Raw genomic sequence first — 16039 nt, 5'->3', positions numbered from 1 at the left:
CGGGCAGGCCGCTGCCCCCGCGGCCCGCCCCCGGTCCGGGAGCCCGCGCCCCGGATCCGGAGGAGGCCCCGCGGACCCGCGCTACTTCGCCGGGTCCACCACCATCGCCGAGCCGCCGCCGCGCCGTACCTTCTCGGCGGCTGCCAGCCACTTCCCGCCCGGCAGCCGCTGCACGCCGGTCGCGGCGCCGATCTCGGGGTTCAGGCTGAAGGAGTGCCCGATGGCTTCGAGGCGCCCGCGCAGCGCGCTGTCGTACAGGCCCGGCTCCAGCTCGGTCTTGGCCGCGTTGCGCTGGCTGGCGCGCGGTGCGGCAATCGCGTCGACCAGCGGCAGGTGCCGGTCGAGGAACCCGGTGAGGGTCTGCAGGACGGTGGTGACGATGGTCGCGCCGCCGGGCGAACCGAGCGCCACCACGGGCCGGTTGTGCCCGTCGAGGACGATGGTCGGGGAGATCGAGGAGCGCGGGCGCTTGCCCGGGCCCGGCAGGTTCGGGTCGTGCACGGCCGGGTTGGCCGGGGCGAAGGAGAAGTCGGTCAGCTCGTTGTTGAGCAGGAAGCCGCGGCCCGGGACGGTGATGCCGCTGCCGCCGGTCTGCTCGATGGTGAGCGTGTAGGCGACGACGTTGCCCCACTTGTCGGCCACGGTGAGGTGGGTGGTGTTCTCGCCCTCGTAGGTCGTCGGGGCCGCCGTGCCGCCCCGTCCGCAGGCCGCCGGGCGGCGCGGGTCGCCGGGCGCGAGCGGGCTGGTGAGCACCTTGTCGTCCTTGATCAGGCAGGCGCGCGAGTCGGCGTACCGCTGGGACAGCAGCTGCCCGGTCGGTACGTTCTCGAAGGCGGGGTCGCCGACCCAGCGCCCGCGGTCGGCGAACGCGATCCGGCTGGCCTCGATGTAGTGGTGCAGGTACTGCACCTCGCTCGCCTTGGACAGGTCGGTGTTCTCCAGGATGTTGAGCGCCTCGCCGACCGTGGTGCCGCCGGAGGAGGAGGGCGCGATGGAGTACACGTTCAGACCGCGGTACGAGGTCCTGGTGGGCGCCTGGAGCTTGGCGCGGTAGACGGCCAGGTCCTTCTCGGCGAGCTTGCCGGGGCGGGCGTTCCAGCCGGCGGCGGGGTCCACGGGCGGCTGCTCGACCGTCTTGACGATGTCGTCGCCGATGTCGCCGCGGTAGATCGCGCCGACCCCCTGGCGGCCCAGCTGCTCGTAGGTGCGGGCGAGTTCGGGGTTCTTGAACGTGGAGCCGACGGCGGGCAGCTGTCCGCCGGGCAGGAACAGCTTCGCGGTGTCCGGGAAGTAGCGGAACCGGGTCTCGTTGGACGCGGTCTGCGCGCGGAAGGTGTCGTCGACGGTGAAACCGTCGCGGGCGATCCGCTCGGCGGGCCTCAGCAGCGTGCCGAGCCGCTCGCTGCCCCACTCGTCCAGCGCCTTCTGCCAGGTGGCCGGCGTGCCCGGGGTGCCGACGCTCAGGCCGCTGCTGACGGCGTCGGCGAAGGCGAGCGGCTTGCCGTTCTCCGTGAACAGGTCGGAGTCCGCGCTGAGCGGCGCGGTCTCGCGGCCGTCGATGGTGTGCACCGTACGGGACCTGGCGTCGTAGTAGACGAAGTAGCCGCCCCCGCCGATGCCGGCGGAGTAGGGCTCGGTGACGCCCAGTGCGGCGGCGGTGGCGACGGCCGCGTCCACCGCGTTGCCGCCGTGTTTGAGGACCTCGATGCCGGCGGCGGAGGCGTCCGCGTCGACACTGGACACGGCACCGCCGTAGCCGACGGCCACGGGGACCTTGGCGGCCCTCCCGCCCGCCGGCGCGGGCGGCGCGGCGGCCCCCACCGACACCATGGCGGCCGATACCGCCAGAACCGCCAATGTGCGCGTACCTGGGCGACCCATGCGTACCTCCCGTCGGGACAGTGCGCGCAGCGTAACCAGATAGCCGTGGTACCGACAGTACGCCTCTTGGGCCCGCCACACGAACGTCACACATCGAACACCGGTACGTACACGGTCACCGGGGACCGCTAGCATGCGCGGCCATGAACGACGACGTGCGCAACATCGTCCTGGGCGTGATAGCCGCGGGCGTCTCGGCCGCGCTCGGCTGGGTGTCCCGGACGTACCTGTCAAGGCGCCGGCTGCGGCGCAGGCAGGTCTTCTTCGGAATGCCCGACCACTCCGAGTCGCTGCTGGTGGTCAACCACAAGGCGGGCGGTTCCGAGCTGTCGGTGATGCGGTACGACGTGTTCGCGCTGCTGGAGCTGTCCGCGCTGATCAAGGAGTGCAACGCGCACGTCCGGGTGGTGGCGCACGACGCCGCCCAGCAGGGCTTCGGCGAGCGGACGGAGTTCTGCGTGGGAGGGCCGTACTCGAACCGCCGGATGGCCGCGCACCTGTCCTCGCTGCTGCCGGGCGTGCGGATGAACGTCGAGGCCGACACCGGCCCCGAGCTGGGCGCCCTGCGGATCGGCACGGAGGACTACCGCATGGAGCGCGGCCGGAGCGAGTACGTGCTGCTCGCCCGGCTCACCGTGGACGGGCAGGCCGACTCCCGCCCGGTGTTCCTCTTCTGCGGCCAGCGCGCCATCACCAACCAGGCCGCCACCCGCTATCTCGCCCGGCACCACGAGCGGTTGCACCGCAAGCACGGCACCGGCTCCTTCGTCCTGCTGCTGAAGGTGGTCAACTCGCAGGCGTACGGCCCCGACGTGGTGGAGCTGGTGGCGGACGTGACGCGGACCGCGCTGCGCCCCCTGCCGGAGACGGCGGCGGACGCCGGCTAGCCGTTCAACAGTCGTACGCGTCAACAATCTTTACCCGTACGTACCGACGGGTTACTTACGGTAAGAGCGCGCGGTTACCGTCGGGTCACTTTGCACGGACACGAGTCGAGGAGTGACCCATGGGACAAGGTCGCACCGCACTGCGCACCTTCGCCGCCTCAGCCGCCTCGGCGGCGCTGATCGCCGGCACCGTCGCCGCTCTGGCACCGGCCGCCGAGGCCGCGCCGTCCATCCGCTTCGTGGACATCACCGGCGACGGCGGCACCGTACTGAAGGCCAACGTGCTCACCCCCGAGGGCGCCGACGGCACCCGCGACTACCCGCTCATCGTGCTGCCCACCAGCTGGGGCCTGCCCCAGGTCGAGTACCTGGCTCAGGCGAAGAAGCTCGCCGACTCCGGCTATGTGGTGGTCGGCTACAACGTGCGCGGCTTCTGGCAGTCCGGCGGACAGATAGAAGTGGCCGGTCCGCCCGACATAGCGGACGCCTCCCGGGTCATCGACTGGGCCCTCGCGCACACCCCGGCCGACCCCGGGCACATCGGCATGGCCGGGGTGTCGTACGGCGCCGGGATCAGCCTGCTCACCGCCGCCCACGACAAGCGCGTCAAGGCCGTCGCCGCGCTCAGCGGCTGGGCCGACCTGATCGACTCGATCTACTCGGGCCGCACCCAGCACCTCCAGGCGGCGGCCGTACTGGACGGCGCGGCCACCCTCACCGGCCGCGAGAGCCCCGAGCTGCGCGCCCTCTTCGACAACCTCTACGCCTCCGACCTCGACAAGGAACAGGAGATGATCGACTGGGGGAAGAAACGTTCCGTCGCGACCTATGCCGACCAGCTCAACCGGAACGGCGCCGCCGTCATGCTCGCCAACGCCTGGGGCGACACGGTCTTCCCGGCGAACCAGTACGCCTCCTTCTACGAGAAGCTGACGGTCCCCAAGCGCCTGGAGCTGCGCCCCGGCGACCACGCGACGCCCGAGCTGACCGGCCTGTTCGGGCTGCCCAACGACGTGTGGACGGACACCGGGCGCTGGTTCGACCACTACCTCAAGGGCGCCGACAACGGCGTCGAGCGCGAGCAGCCGGTCCGGCTGAAGTCCCGCAGCACGGGGGGATACGAGGGCTACCCGGACTGGAAGTCGGTCACCGCGACCCGGAAGAAGCTGGCGCTCACCGGCTCCACCACCATCCACGCGAACGTCGACTCCGGCGCGGACGGCGGGATCGTCTTCCTCTCCAGCATCCTGGACCAGGTCGCCCAGCTGCCGCCGGTCGCCTCGATGCCGCTGCTGCCGCGCCGCTGGGCGGCCGTGTGGCAGTCGGAGCGGTACGGCGCCGCCCAGCGGGTGCGCGGCACGGCGAACCTGCACACCACGCTCACCCCGGACAAGGAGAGCGGCACGCTCATCGCCTACCTGTACGACGTGGGCCCGCTCGGTCTCGGCAAGCTGGTCACGCACGCCCCCTACAGCTGGCACGGACGGACGCCCGGCGAACCGTTCGCCGTCGACCTGGACCTGTTCTCCACGGCCTACGACGTGCCCGCCGGGCACCGCCTCGCGCTGGTGGTCGACACGGTCGACCCGCTCTACGCCGAGCACAACCCGTCCGGCGCGCAGCTGACCTTCTCCTCGCCCGTGGACGACCCGTCGTACGTGTCCGTCCCGCTCGGCGAGCAGTGATCTCCGGCTGCCGCCGGACGAGCATGGCCCGTGTGAACTGCCGCCCCCCTTACGGTCGCGGGGCCATGGGGGGCTCCCCACCTGGCAGCAGCGCCCCAGGGCCGGCCGCGGCGAGAACCACGGCCTCGGTCTTGGGGCTGCGCTGCTCACGGCGGGACACCCAGCCGGCGAACCACGAGAGCAGCATGCACATCCCGATGTAGATCGGCGAGATCACCATCACCACGGGGATGAACGGCAAATCGTAGTCGAGGTTGGAGGCGATGAGCTTCCCGGCATGGAGGAACTCCTCGTAGGTGATGAGAAAGCCGAGGGAGGTGTCCTTCAGGGCGACCACCAGCTGGCTGATGATGGCGGGCAGCATGGCCCGCACCGCCTGGGGGACGAGGACGTGCGCCATGACCGCCGTCTTGCGCATGCCGAGCGCGAACGCGGCCTCCCGCTGGCCGCGTTCGACGGCGTTCACCCCCGAGCGGAAGACCTCGGCGAGCACCGAGCCGTTGTAGAGGGTGAGACCGGCGACGAGCGCGGGCAGCGGCTGCACCTTCAGCGCCACGAAGATGAAGAAGATCATCACGAGCACGGGCATGGCGCGGAAGAACTCCACGACGAGCGTGGCGAGCCAGCGCACCGGCCGGTGGTCCGAGAGCCGGCCGGTGGCCAGCACCCCGCCGAGCGCGAGCGAGAGGACGGCCGCGAGGGCGAACGCCTTCAGGGTGTTGCCGAGGCCGCGCAGCAGCAGTTCCTGGATGCCCTGGTAGGCGAAGGGCCTCCACTTGGTGGACGTGAACTGGCCGGTGTCGAAGAGGAGGTACAGGATCCAGGCGGCGAGGGCGAGGAGGACGACGGCGGACAGGGTGCCGTAGAGGGCGTGCCGTCGGCGCGTGTGCGGGCCGGGGACGTCGTAGAGCGCGGTGGACTCGGTCATCGGGCGACTCCCCACATGCGCTCCAGCACATGGAACAGGGCGCTGATGGCGAGCGTGATGATCAGATAGCCGACGGCGATCCAGACGAACGTCCAGACGATGTTGTAGCCGAGTTCGTTGATCGTCTTGTACGTGCCGAGCAGCTCGGTCACGCTGAACGCGCCGGCGATCGCGGAGTTCTTGGCGAGGGCGATGAGGGTGGAGCCGACGGGCGGGATGACGGACCGGAAGGCCTGCGGCAGCACCACGAGCGACAGGGTCTGCGCGAAGGACATGCCGAGGCTGCGGGCCGCCTCGCCCTGCCCCCGTGGCACGGTGTTGATGCCGGAGCGCAGTGCCTCGCAGATGAAGGCCGAGGTGTAGCAGCCGAGGGCGAGGACCGCGAACACCTTGAAGGGCAGCACCAGGCCGAACCGGGGCAGGCCGAGCAGCACCGCGAAGAACAGCAGGGTGAGCGGGGTGTTGCGCAGCACGGTGACCCACGCGGTGCCGAAGATCCGCAGCGAGCCGACGGGGGCGACCCGGAAGGACGCCATCACGAATCCCAGCACGAGCGCCAGCAGGGAGGCGTAGACGGTGAGTTCGAGGGTGCCGAGGAAGCCCTCGCCGTAGGTCGAGAAGTTGTCTGTCAGTACGTTCATGCCGTCCTCGCTCAGTTCGCGGGATAGCGGTCGATCGCGGGCGGTTTCGGGGCGGGCACGCCGGACAGGCCGAGCGTGGCCTCGTACGCCTTCTTCCAGTCACCGTTCTTCTCGCGTGCCTCCAGTGCGTCGTCGAGGGCGAAGCGCAGCGTGTTGTCGCCGTGCGGGACGCCGATGCCGTACGGCTCCTCGGAGAACGGCTTGCCGACGACCTTGAGTTCGCCGGGGGCCTTGGCCGCGTAGCCGATCAGGATGGCGTCGTCGGTGGTGACCGCGTCGACCTGGTAGGTGAGGAGGTTGTCGACGCAGATCGAGTAGGTGTCGTAGGCGACCAGGACCGCTTTCGGGTAGTCGGCCTTGATGCGCTGGTAGGGCGTGGAACCGGCCGCCGAGCAGACGCGCTTGCCGGCGAGGTCCCGCGGGCCGTGGATGTCGTCCTCGCCCTTGCGGACGAGCAGGGACTGGCCGGCCAGGTAGTAGGGGCCGGCGAAGCCGACGAGCTTCTTGCGGTTGGCGTTGATGGTGTAGGTGCCGACGTAGTAGTCGATCTGGCCGTTCTGGAGGGCGGTTTCGCGGTTGGCGGAGGCGATCGTGCGGAAGCGGATCGTCTGCGGCGGGAAGCCGAGGGAGGCGGACATCATCTTGGCGATCTCGATGTCGAAGCCGGAGTAGACGCCGGTCGCCGGGTCCTTCTCGCCGAGATAGGGCTGGTCCTCCTTGGCGCCGACGACGAAGTAGCCGCGCTTCTTCGCCCGGGTCCAGGTCCGGGAGCCGGGCAGGCGGACGTCCTGGGCCACTCGGTAGTGCGGGAGCTTCTCGGGCGCCGGGCCCTTGCCGGGCGGGCTGCCCTCCTTGCCGCAGGCGGCGGCCAGCAGGGCCAGCAGGACGCACAGGGCGCGTGGCACACGGGTGGTACGGCACATGGTCGCGGTCCCCCGGTCAGTGCTTGAGGATCTTGGAGAGGAAGTCCTTGGCACGCTCGCTGCGCGGGTTCGTGAAGAACTCCTCCGGGCTGCGGTCCTCGATGACGCGGCCGTCGGCCATGAAGACGACGCGGTTGGCGGAGGCGCGGGCGAAGCCCATCTCATGGGTGACGACGATCATGGTCATGCCCTCCCGGGCGAGCTGCCGCATGACCTCGAGCACCTCGTTGATCATTTCGGGGTCGAGGGCGGAGGTGGGCTCGTCGAAGAGCATCGCCTTGGGTTCCATGGCGAGCGCGCGGGCGATGGCGACGCGCTGCTGCTGGCCGCCGGAGAGCTGGGCCGGGTACTTGTCCGCCTGGTTCAGCAGGCCGACGCGGTCGAGGAGTTCACGGGAGCGGCGGTCGGCGTCGTCCCTCTTGCGTCCGCGCACCTTGACCTGGGCGAGGGAGACGTTCTGCAGCACCGTCTTGTGGGCGAAGAGGTTGAAGGACTGGAAGACCATGCCGACCTCGGCGCGGAGCCGGGCTAGCGCCTTGCCCTCCGCGGGCAGCGGCTGTCCGTCGAGCGTGATGGTGCCGGACTGGACCGTCTCCAGCCGGTTGATCGTCCTGCAGAGCGTCGACTTGCCCGAGCCCGAGGGGCCGATGACCACGACCACCTCCCCCTTCCCGACGGTGAGGTCGATGTCCCTGAGGACATGCAGCTCCCCGTAGTACTTGTTGACGTTCCGCAGTTCGATCAACGGATCGACGGCCATCCGCAGCCCTACTCACTCTCAGCTGTGTCGTGGTTGCCGCAAACTATCCAGACGTCAGCGGAGTTGAACGACGACACGCACTTTTCGGGCATAAGCCGTATTTACGCCAGGGGGGTGGAGCGGGGGCCGCGCCGGGTCAGTTCTCGGCGATCTCGGCGTACAGCTGGGACAGCTCGGGGACCCCGCTCACGGCCCACTCCTGCCCGGCCGGGACCACCTCCAGGAACCGGCCGGAGGCCAGCCGTACGACGGGTTCGCCGTCGGAGCGCAGCTGCCAGCGGGCGCCCGCCACGGTGCGCACCACGACCGTGCCCAGGTACAGCCCGGCGTCATGGCCCAGCCAGGGCAGGATCTCGGGGTCCTCCCGCCAGCGCGGGTCCATCTGGTCCAGTGCCTCCAGGGAGGCCGGGGTGTCGTCGAGGCGGACACCCGCCCGGCCCGCCTGCGAGCGCAGCAGCTCGCACTCGGACAGCAGCGCGGCGACCGCCTCGGGGTCGGCGGGGAACTCCCCCGCGTCGCGCTTCTTCTTGTGCCGGGGGCCCAGGAAAGGAAGCTGCATGGGCCCAGCGTGGCATCACACGTCGAGGTCGACCACCACCGGCGCGTGGTCGGACGCACCCTTGCCCTTGCGCTCCTCGCGGTCGACGTAGGCGTCCTTGACGGCCCGCGCGAACGGCTCGTTGCCGTACACCAGGTCGATGCGCATGCCGCGGTTCTTCGGGAAGCAGAGCTGGCGGTAGTCCCAGTAGGTGTACGGGCGGTCGTACTTCAGCGGTCGGGGCACGATGTCGTCCAGGCCCGTCTCGCGCAGGGCGGTCAGCGCGGCGCGCTCGGCGGGGGTGACATGGGTGGCGCCCTCGAAGACGGCCGGGTCGAAGACGTCCTCGTCCGTCGGCGCCACGTTGTAGTCACCGAGCACGGCGAAGGGGCGGCTGCCCTGCGCGTCGCCGTACACCGCCGCCCGCAGGGCCTCGAACCACTGGAGCTTGTACGCGTAGTGCGGGTGGCCGATCTCGCGGCCGTTCGGCACGTAGACCGACCAGACGCGGACCGGGCCGCAGGTGGCCGAGACGGCGCGCGGCTCGGTCAGGCCGTCGTAGCCCGGGTCGCCGGGCAGGCCCTTGACGACGTCCTCCAGGCCGACGCGGGAGAGCACCGCCACGCCGTTCCACCGGCCGGTGGCGTGGACCGCCGCCTCGTACCCCAGCTCGCGCAGCTGGTCGAACGGGAACTGCGCCTCGGCGACCTTGGCCTCCTGGAGGCAGAGCACGTCGGTGCCACTGCTCTCCAGCCAGGCCAGCAGCCGGGGCAGGCGGGCGGTGATCGAGTTCACGTTCCAGGTAGCGATGCGCATGCCTCACAACCTACCCGGAGGGTGTGACAACGCCGCTTCCCGCGCTCAGACCTCCGCCGACGCCCCGGGGGCGAGCCGCTGGTGGTCGGTGCCGCCCAGCGCGCCGATCTGGCCGTCGTAGATCGGGCGGGCGAGGTCGGCGAGCAGGGCGTCGTGCACGTCGTAGGCGCGCTGCGGCCCGACCTCGCGGACGTAGTCGATGACCTCGGAGATCTTGTTCCAGGGCGCCATCACCGGCAGCATCAGCGTCCGCACCGGGTGGTCGGGGACGGTGAGGGCGTCGCCGGGGTGGAAGACCGCACCGCCGTCGATCAGGTAGCCGACGTTGGTGATCCGCGGGATGTCCGGGTGGATCACCGCGTGCAGCTCGCCGTGGACCTGTACGTCGAAGCCGGCGGCGGTGAAGGCGTCGCCGTGGCCGACGGTGTGCACCCGGCCCGGGAAGGCCGCCGTGATCCGGTCCGCGACCGACCTCAGGGTCCAGATCTCGGCGGCCGGGTCGGCTTCGAGGGCGGCCCGCAGCCGCCCCTCGTCGAAGTGGTCCGGGTGCTCGTGCGTGACCAGGATCGCGTCCGCGCCGACCGCCGCGTCCTGCTCGGAGAACCCGCCCGGGTCGATGACGAGCGTCCGCCCCTCCTTCTCGAGCCGGACACAGGCATGGGACTTCTTCGTGAGCTTCATGTCTGCCCATCCTGCCGAATCCGGCGGCCCGCGTCTCACTCGGCGGGCGTGGTCTCCTCCCTGATGACCCGCTGGGCCACCCGGAACGCGCTGTTCGCGGCCGGCACCCCGCAGTAGACGGCCGCCTGGAGCAGCACTTCCTTGATCTCGTCCGGGGTGAGCCCGTTGCGCAGGGCCGCCCGGACGTGGAAGGCCAGCTCGTCCAGATGGCCGCCCGCGATCAGCGCGGTGAGCGTGATGCAGCTGCGGGTGCGGCGGTCCAGCCCCGGCCGGTCCCAGATCTCCCCCCAGGCGTACCGGGTGATGAACTCCTGGAAGTCCCCCGCGAACTCGTCGGCCTGCGCCAGCGCCCGGTCCACGTGCGCGTCGCCGAGCACCTCGCGGCGGACCTTCAGCCCGGTCGCGTAACGGTCGCCCTGCCCGGCGGGCCCCGCCTGTGCGAGGGCCGGGGCGATCTCGGCGACCGGGACGGCCTGCGGCGGCGCGGCCGGGACCGGGGCGGCAAGGGCGGCCGGCAGCGCGGTCTGCCCGGTGTCGGAAGGCTGCTGCCAGGCGGTGGCGAAGTGGTGGACGAGCAGGTCCGTGACGGCGGCGGGCTGCTCGACCGGCACGAGGTGGGAGGCGCCGGGGACGACCGCGAGCCGGGCGTCCGGGATGCCGGCGACCAGCGTGCGGGCCTCGGCGGGTCCGGTGACCTGGTCGTCGGAGCCGACGAGCACCATGGTCGGCACGCCGACCCGGCCGAGCTCGGGCCGGACGTCGAAGGAGGCGAGGGCCTCGCAGGCGGCGATGTAGCAGCCCGGGTCGGTGGTGCGGACCATCTGGACGGCCCACTCGGTGATCGCGGGCTGCGCGGCGGCGAACCCGCCGGTGAACCAGCGGTCGGGCGCGGTCCGTGCGATCGGGTCGAGGCCGTTGGTACGGACGACCACCCCGCGCTGGCGGAACTCGTCGGCGGTGCCGAACCGGGGCGAGGCCGCGACCAGCGCGAGGGAGGCGAGCCGCTCGGGGTGGCGCAGGGCCAGCTCGATGCCGATCGCGCCGCCCAGCGCACAGCCCGCGTAGCCGAACCGCTGCACACCGAGCGCGTCCAGCGTGGCCAGCAGCCGGCCGGTCAGTTCGGCGACCGAGCCGGCCGGGTGCGCGGGGGCGCCGCCGTGGCCGGGCAGGTCGAAACGGAAGATCCGCCACTGCTCGGCCAGCTCCGGCACCTGCCGGTCCCACATGTGCCAGGTAGTACCCAGTGAGGGACCCAGGATCAGGACCGGGGCGTCTTCTCGCCCGTCGAAGCGGTATTGCAGGGTGTTCGGTGGTGTCTCGCTCACGCCCCAGACCCTCTCACGTCTCACGGACGCCCCTATGACGCGGGGGTGCGGGCAACCGATCTGACCAGGTTGAATACCTCGCGGGCTGCGCATCGCCTGAGGCATCGGATGATCTCACGGCGGGCCTTGCCCTCCTGGGTGCGGCGTTCGTAGTACGCCTGGGTGCGCGGGTCGTGGCGCAGGCGGGTGAAGACGATGCGGTGCGGGGCCGCGTTGGCCTGGCGGTCGCCGCCGTGGTTGAGCCGGCGCGTGCTCCGACGGCCCGACGAATACGCGACGGGGCTGACTCCGCAAAGGGCAGCAAACGATGCCTCGGTACCGGCATTGGCAGACGATCGCTTGCCGTCAGATGGCCCTGCTGTCTGGGTCTGGGGCAGATCAAGATGTCACCCGATCGTGCAGCAGACCCGACCCATCAATTCGACTGCGCTATGGCGTGGGTGCCGGGCAGGGGCTTGAACGGGGCAAGCCTTTCATGTCAGCAGGCGGAGCGGAGACCCTGCGGCCCAGGCCGCGATGTCTTCGACCGCATCCCGGTAGAAGACCTCGTACAGGTCCCGGCTCACGTATCCGATGTGCGGGGTGACCACGGCGTTGGGCACAGAGCGCAGGGGATGGCCGGCGGGCAGCGGTTCGCGGTCGAAGACGTCCAGTGCTGCTCCGCCAATCGTTTTCTCGTGGAGAGCCCGCAAGAGGGCGGTCTCGTCCATTACGGGCCCTCGGGACGTGTTGACCAGGATCGCCGTGGGTTTCATCAGGCGCAGTTCACGCTCGCCGACCAGCCCCCGTGTCCGCTCGCTGAGCACGACATGAATGCTCAGCACGTCCGAGCGGGAGAACAGCTCGTCGCGTGACACGTAGGTCGCGCCTTTCGCCCGGGCATCCTCCGCTGTGAGGTGCTGGCTCCAGGCGATCGCGTCCATGCCGAAGGCCGCACCGATCTCCGCCACTCGGGTCCCCAGTCGCCCCAGGCCCAGGATCCCCAGGGTGGCACCGTTCAGGCTCGTGCCCAGGCCCACCTGCCAGCCGCCGGCCCGCACGGACGCCACCTGCTGCGGAATCAGCCGTGCTGCGGAGAGGATCAGACCCCACGTGAGTTCGACCGTCGGGTGGGCGAGGTAACCCGTGCCGCAGACGGTGATGCCCGACTCCCGGGCGGCGTCGACGTCGATCGCCGCGTTGACGGGGGCGGTGGTGACGAGCAGTTTCAGTCGAGGCAGTTGTCCCAGCGTCGATGCGGGGAACGGCGTGCGCTCACGCATCGCCACGACCACGTCGTAGTCGGCCAGGGCGGCCACCGTCGCTTCCTCGTTGTCGAACGGAGTGTTGAAGACGTCGGTGTGAGCGTCCAGCGAATCCCAGTCGGCCAGGCTCAGGGCGACATTCTGATAGTCGTCCAGAATCGCTATCTTCATCGTCGGTTCCTGGATCTCAGGTGTGGGTGTAGAAGCCCTGCCCGGTCTTGACGCCGAGGTGGCCGGCGTCGACGTACTCCTTCAGCAGCTCGCCAGGTCCTGTGGGCAGGTTCGGGCGGTAGGGGCCGCATGTTCCGCGCCGGCCTGGACCTCCCGTCCGGAGAGAGCCCCGAGCGGCGCACGGACGTCGAACTGCCCTGGTCCGGCCTGCCCGAGCCGATCGACCTGCACCTCGACGGCGACTGGTTCTGCTGGACCGACCGCGGCGCACCGCCGGACGGAAACACCCTCAACCGGGCCGCGATCCGGCAGCGGGAACGCTGGGCGAGCCGCCGCAGATCCTGGCGCGCGGTTTCGCCGAGGCGATCGGGCTGGCCGTCGGCGTCGCCTACGTCGCTGACTTGGGCGGACACATCCGTGCCGTCCCGCTGCCCGGCGGCCCGGCCGAAGAACTGGGGGAACATGACATCGTCTCCCTCCCTCATCCGTTGACGGGGATCGCGGGGCGCACCAGCCGCCGGGCATCGGCACCCGCCGCGGCGCTCACGCTGTGAGGCCCTCGATGGCGACGGGAAGGTGGCGGGGGCCGCGCAGGACCGCGTTGGCGCGGTAGGGCGGCGGATCCTCCAGCAGCCGCGAGAACTTGACGCGGCGGAACAGTTCGGGCACGGCCAGATGAAGTTCGATGCGGGCGAGCGGGGCGCCGAAGCAGTAGTGGATGCCGGTGTACATGCCCAGGTGCTCATTGTCCTTGCGGTCGGGATCGAAGCGGTCGGGGTCCTCGAAGCGTTTGGGGTCGCGGTTGGCGGCGGCGAGCATGAGCCAGACCGGTGAGCCCTTGGGGATCGTGGTTCCGGCGACGTCGGTGTCGGCCAGGGCGGTGGTCCACGGGACGAACTGGACCGGAGGCTCGTAGCGCAGCACTTCCTCGATGAGCGGGACGGCCAGGCCCGGATCCTTCAGGAAGCGGTCGAGGACGTCGGGGTGGCGCAGCAGGGTGAGGGTCGTGTTGGTGATCGCGTTGACGGTCGTCTCGTGGCCGGCGACCAGGAGCAGGGCTGCGGTGGCCTGCAGGTCTTCTGGCGTCATGGTGGGGGCGAGTGCGCTGAGGATTCCGGGGCCGGGGTGGCGGCGTTTGGTCTCGATCAGGTCGGCCAGGTAGGCGTCCAGCTCCTGGCGTGACCGCTCTGTCCTTTCCTGGCCGTTGTCGTCGCCGGGGCGGGGGTCGAGTCCGGACGCGAGGGCGTCGGCCCAGCCGTGGAAGCGCGGTTCGTCCTCGCGCGGCACGCCGAGGACCTTGCAGATGGCGGTGACGGGAAGGGGATAGGAGAAGTCCTCGACGATGTCGACCTGGTCCTTGCCCTCGAAGGCGTCGAGCAGCTCGGTGACCACCTGGGCCAGTTCTCCGCGCAGGCCGTCGAGGAACCTGGGGCTGTGCGGGGGGCCGAACGGCCGGGTGATGGTCTCGCGCAGCCGGTCGTGGACGGGTGGGTCGGTGAAGATGAAGCTGGGCGGCAGGCCGAGCTTCTCCCCCGCCTGCCCGGTGCGGGCGTAGCCGGGTGGACGGTTCCTCGTGTCGTTGCTCAGCCGCGGGTCGTTGGCCAGGCTCCGCACCTCGTAGTAGGTGCTGACCACGTAGGAGCCGTCGTCCAGGCGCCTGACCGGTTGCTTGCGCAGTTCCGCGTAGAGCGGGTACGGATCGGCGCGATGGGCGTAGTCGGTGATCTGCGCGATGAGGGTGCCGGACGTCATGGGTGGCTCCTGAGGGGCTCGGGGCGGTGCAGGGCCGGTGATCAGGCATGCGCCGGAACGAACGAGACACGCCGCTCGCTCGGCGAATGACCCGTCAGCGTGACCGTGGCCCCGTGGGTGGGCAGATGCGGGTCGGGGAAAGCCGGGTCGACCGGATGCAACATCTCGGTCCGGCGGTCGACCGCCTGATACTCCGGCGGGAACGGCGCGCCGGATGCGATCTGCTGCTCGTAGAACCCCAGCCACTTGGCTCCGTCGAAGGACGCCGCCGCGATGACGCGGCCCCGATAGCCGTACACCGCGACGAACCGCGCCTCGGCGAGCGCCCCCTGGGCGACGACCAGCTGGTCGCCCAGCGAAGGAACACCCACCGACTTGATGTTGACCCCGAACTGGGTGGACCAGAACATCGGCAGCCACAGGTGCGGACGGCGGTCCGGACCCGCACAAATCATGTTGTGGGCGGCGATCTCCGCCTGCTCGACCGCGTTGCCCCAGTGCTCCAGCGCCAGGAACTGGTAGTCGAACAGCGGGTGCGGGCTGCGGGCGACGTCACCGGCGGCGTAGATGTCGTCGGTGACGATGCCGTTGACGTCGAACACCCGGCACCCGGCGTCGCACGCCACCCCCCGGGCACCCGCCGCCACCCCCGAGCCGGCGAGCCATTCGGTGTTCCGCATGGCACCGAGCGAGACGACCGCCACCTCCACGTCGATCGCCGAACCGTCCGACAGATGGGCACGCCTGAGCCGCCCCACGTCGTCGCCCCCGAGAGCGGTGACGCTGACGCCACAGCGCAGGTCGACCCCATGCCCCCGCTGCAGCCGGTCCGCGACCGCGCCGATCACCCCGCCGAGCGCGCCCACCAGCGGCGCCGGGCCGCGCTCGGCGACCGTGACATCGAGGCCCAGCTCCCGGCAGGCGGAGGCGACCTCGGAACCCGTGAAACCGGCGCCGATCACCAGCACCCGGGACACACCCGACGTCAGCTTCCGGCGCAGGCGTGCGGAGTCCTCGCGCGTACGTAGCCCGAACACCCCGTCCAGCGCGGCCTCTTCCGGGTGGAACCAGGGCCGCGCCCGGGTCCCGGTGGTGATCAGCAGGCGGTCGTAGTCGACGGTGTCGCCGTTCGCCAGCCGTACCTGTTTCGCGGCCCTGTCGAGGCTCTCGGCGGCGACGCCCAGACGCCATTCGGCGTCGATGTCGCGCCGCCGTGGCAGCGCGGTGTCCTCGGGCCGTGCCCGCCCGAGCAGCGCCTGCTTGGACAGCGGCGGCCGGTCGTAGGGTTCGTACGGCTCGTCGCCGATCATGGTCAGTGATCCGGTGAAGCCCTGCTCGCGCAGCGTCTCCGCCGCACGCAGACCGGCCAGCGAAGCACCGACCACGACGATGCGGCCCTGGCGCCGCAGGACCTCGACATCCGTGTCAGCCGACATGGGGCTGCACACCCTTCGTCGGCTCGTCGGAGTAGTCGACGAGGATGGCCTGGACAGGGCAGGCGGCAGCGGCCTTCTCCACCCGGTCACGGTGGGCCTCGTCGAAGCGGGGCGAGAACAGCAGCGCTTCCTCGCCGTGCAGGGAGAAGACGTCCGGGGCGAGGAAGACGCACTGCGCGAATCCCTGGCACCGGTTGAGATCGACGACAAGCCTCATCTGGAACCCGCTCTCTGCCGGGCCGCGGACGCCGCCGGCTCCGCGGTCCTTGCGCTCGGTTCACACGATCGGATGGCATGCCTTCTCCCTCAGGATCACCCCCTCCGGAGCGGGCTTGCAAGGCGAGGGCGTGCCGGCGAGCCTCGTCCGGCCG

16 protein-coding genes and 1 pseudogene are annotated in these 16039 nt (G+C 70.9%); 3 read left to right on the top strand and 14 right to left on the bottom strand.

The window, feature by feature from the left end; genetic code table 11:
* Nucleotides 1–81: 81 nt before the first annotated feature.
* Nucleotides 82–1881, bottom strand: a complete 1800-nt coding sequence (gene ggt, locus ACF073_RS07505; RefSeq protein ID WP_392067473.1) for a gamma-glutamyltransferase — start codon at nt 1879–1881, stop codon at nt 82–84.
* A gap of 143 nt (nt 1882–2024) precedes the next feature.
* Here ggt and ACF073_RS07500 point away from each other — a divergent pair, with 143 nt between their 5' ends.
* Complete coding sequence (locus ACF073_RS07500; RefSeq protein ID WP_392067471.1) at nt 2025–2768, top strand: hypothetical protein; 744 nt, start codon at nt 2025–2027, stop codon at nt 2766–2768.
* A 119-nt stretch (nt 2769–2887) separates the two neighbouring features.
* On the top strand, nt 2888–4453 hold the full coding sequence (locus ACF073_RS07495; RefSeq protein ID WP_392067469.1) for a CocE/NonD family hydrolase: 1566 nt from the start codon (nt 2888–2890) through the stop codon (nt 4451–4453).
* 49 nt (nt 4454–4502) lie between these two features.
* Here ACF073_RS07495 and ACF073_RS07490 read toward each other — a convergent pair whose 3' ends face one another.
* The 10 genes and pseudogenes from ACF073_RS07490 to ACF073_RS07445 all read right to left on the bottom strand — a co-directional run bounded on the left by ACF073_RS07490 (nt 4503) and on the right by ACF073_RS07445 (nt 12480).
* Nucleotides 4503–5381: an amino acid ABC transporter permease gene (locus tag ACF073_RS07490; RefSeq protein WP_392067467.1), complete on the bottom strand. Its 879-nt coding sequence runs from the start codon at nt 5379–5381 to the stop codon at nt 4503–4505.
* Nucleotides 5378–6022 (bottom strand): amino acid ABC transporter permease, encoded by a 645-nt coding sequence (locus ACF073_RS07485; protein ID WP_392067466.1) that lies wholly within the window; start codon nt 6020–6022, stop codon nt 5378–5380. The genes ACF073_RS07490 and ACF073_RS07485 overlap by 4 nt, the downstream gene beginning before the upstream one ends.
* Before the next feature lie 11 nt (nt 6023–6033).
* Complete coding sequence (locus tag ACF073_RS07480; protein ID WP_392067465.1) at nt 6034–6945, bottom strand: glutamate ABC transporter substrate-binding protein; 912 nt, start codon at nt 6943–6945, stop codon at nt 6034–6036.
* Between the two features lie 16 nt (nt 6946–6961).
* Complete coding sequence (locus tag ACF073_RS07475) at nt 6962–7705, bottom strand: amino acid ABC transporter ATP-binding protein (protein WP_392067463.1); 744 nt, start codon at nt 7703–7705, stop codon at nt 6962–6964.
* Nucleotides 7706–7841: 136 nt separating this feature from the next.
* On the bottom strand, nt 7842–8264 hold the full coding sequence (locus ACF073_RS07470; RefSeq protein WP_392067461.1) for a DUF6278 family protein: 423 nt from the start codon (nt 8262–8264) through the stop codon (nt 7842–7844).
* Nucleotides 8265–8279: 15 nt separating this feature from the next.
* A complete protein-coding gene (locus tag ACF073_RS07465) occupies nt 8280–9059 on the bottom strand; it encodes an exodeoxyribonuclease III (protein WP_392067459.1) in 780 nt (259 codons plus the stop codon).
* A gap of 45 nt (nt 9060–9104) precedes the next feature.
* Nucleotides 9105–9740: an MBL fold metallo-hydrolase gene (locus ACF073_RS07460; RefSeq protein WP_392067458.1), complete on the bottom strand. Its 636-nt coding sequence runs from the start codon at nt 9738–9740 to the stop codon at nt 9105–9107.
* Nucleotides 9741–9775: 35 nt separating this feature from the next.
* Entirely contained in the window at nt 9776–11065 is a 1290-nt protein-coding gene (gene pcaC, locus ACF073_RS07455) for a 4-carboxymuconolactone decarboxylase (RefSeq protein WP_392067456.1), read from the bottom strand.
* A 32-nt stretch (nt 11066–11097) separates the two neighbouring features.
* Nucleotides 11098–11382, bottom strand: a pseudogene (locus ACF073_RS07450) (transposase); the annotation flags it as partial.
* A gap of 156 nt (nt 11383–11538) precedes the next feature.
* A complete protein-coding gene (locus ACF073_RS07445; protein WP_392067455.1) occupies nt 11539–12480 on the bottom strand; it encodes a D-2-hydroxyacid dehydrogenase family protein in 942 nt (313 codons plus the stop codon).
* A gap of 129 nt (nt 12481–12609) precedes the next feature.
* Between ACF073_RS07445 and ACF073_RS07440 the strand changes: the two genes are divergently transcribed.
* Nucleotides 12610–12972 (top strand): hypothetical protein, encoded by a 363-nt coding sequence (locus ACF073_RS07440; RefSeq protein WP_392067454.1) that lies wholly within the window; start codon nt 12610–12612, stop codon nt 12970–12972.
* Nucleotides 12973–13023: 51 nt separating this feature from the next.
* Here ACF073_RS07440 and ACF073_RS07435 read toward each other — a convergent pair whose 3' ends face one another.
* The 3 genes from ACF073_RS07435 to ACF073_RS07425 are packed head-to-tail and all read right to left on the bottom strand — an operon-like array spanning nt 13024 to nt 15885.
* Nucleotides 13024–14232, bottom strand: coding sequence for a cytochrome P450 (locus tag ACF073_RS07435; protein ID WP_392067452.1), 1209 nt, complete (start codon nt 14230–14232; stop codon nt 13024–13026).
* 41 nt (nt 14233–14273) lie between these two features.
* Entirely contained in the window at nt 14274–15668 is a 1395-nt protein-coding gene (locus tag ACF073_RS07430) for an NAD(P)/FAD-dependent oxidoreductase (RefSeq protein WP_392067451.1), read from the bottom strand.
* Nucleotides 15658–15885, bottom strand: a complete 228-nt coding sequence (locus ACF073_RS07425; RefSeq protein WP_392067449.1) for a ferredoxin — start codon at nt 15883–15885, stop codon at nt 15658–15660. Before ACF073_RS07425 ends, ACF073_RS07430 begins: the two co-directional genes overlap by 11 nt.
* Between the last annotated feature and the right edge of the window lie 154 nt (nt 15886–16039).

Source organism: Streptomyces sp. NPDC015171 (assembly GCF_043079545.1).
In the GTDB taxonomy this organism is placed as follows: Bacteria; Actinomycetota; Actinomycetes; order Streptomycetales; family Streptomycetaceae; genus Streptomyces.
The sequence above is the reverse complement of the archived record's forward strand: the minus strand, read 5'-3'. Positions and strand labels throughout refer to the sequence as shown.

What these genes read in the sequence shown, in the direction of transcription:
- ggt (WP_392067473.1), bottom strand. Translation starts at nt 1,881, where the DNA reads ATGGGTCGCCCAGGTACGCGCACATTGGCGGTTCTGGCGGTATCGGCC.
- ACF073_RS07500 (WP_392067471.1), top strand. Translation starts at nt 2,025, where the DNA reads ATGAACGACGACGTGCGCAACATCGTCCTGGGCGTGATAGCCGCGGGC.
- ACF073_RS07495 (WP_392067469.1), top strand. Translation starts at nt 2,888, where the DNA reads ATGGGACAAGGTCGCACCGCACTGCGCACCTTCGCCGCCTCAGCCGCC.
- ACF073_RS07490 (WP_392067467.1), bottom strand. Translation starts at nt 5,381, where the DNA reads ATGACCGAGTCCACCGCGCTCTACGACGTCCCCGGCCCGCACACGCGC.
- ACF073_RS07485 (WP_392067466.1), bottom strand. Translation starts at nt 6,022, where the DNA reads ATGAACGTACTGACAGACAACTTCTCGACCTACGGCGAGGGCTTCCTC.
- ACF073_RS07480 (WP_392067465.1), bottom strand. Translation starts at nt 6,945, where the DNA reads ATGTGCCGTACCACCCGTGTGCCACGCGCCCTGTGCGTCCTGCTGGCC.
- ACF073_RS07475 (WP_392067463.1), bottom strand. Translation starts at nt 7,705, where the DNA reads ATGGCCGTCGATCCGTTGATCGAACTGCGGAACGTCAACAAGTACTAC.
- ACF073_RS07470 (WP_392067461.1), bottom strand. Translation starts at nt 8,264, where the DNA reads ATGCAGCTTCCTTTCCTGGGCCCCCGGCACAAGAAGAAGCGCGACGCG.
- ACF073_RS07465 (WP_392067459.1), bottom strand. Translation starts at nt 9,059, where the DNA reads ATGCGCATCGCTACCTGGAACGTGAACTCGATCACCGCCCGCCTGCCC.
- ACF073_RS07460 (WP_392067458.1), bottom strand. Translation starts at nt 9,740, where the DNA reads ATGAAGCTCACGAAGAAGTCCCATGCCTGTGTCCGGCTCGAGAAGGAG.
- ACF073_RS07445 (WP_392067455.1), bottom strand. Translation starts at nt 12,480, where the DNA reads ATGAAGATAGCGATTCTGGACGACTATCAGAATGTCGCCCTGAGCCTG.
- ACF073_RS07440 (WP_392067454.1), top strand. Translation starts at nt 12,610, where the DNA reads ATGTTCCGCGCCGGCCTGGACCTCCCGTCCGGAGAGAGCCCCGAGCGG.
- ACF073_RS07435 (WP_392067452.1), bottom strand. Translation starts at nt 14,232, where the DNA reads ATGACGTCCGGCACCCTCATCGCGCAGATCACCGACTACGCCCATCGC.
- ACF073_RS07430 (WP_392067451.1), bottom strand. Translation starts at nt 15,668, where the DNA reads ATGTCGGCTGACACGGATGTCGAGGTCCTGCGGCGCCAGGGCCGCATC.
- ACF073_RS07425 (WP_392067449.1), bottom strand. Translation starts at nt 15,885, where the DNA reads ATGAGGCTTGTCGTCGATCTCAACCGGTGCCAGGGATTCGCGCAGTGC.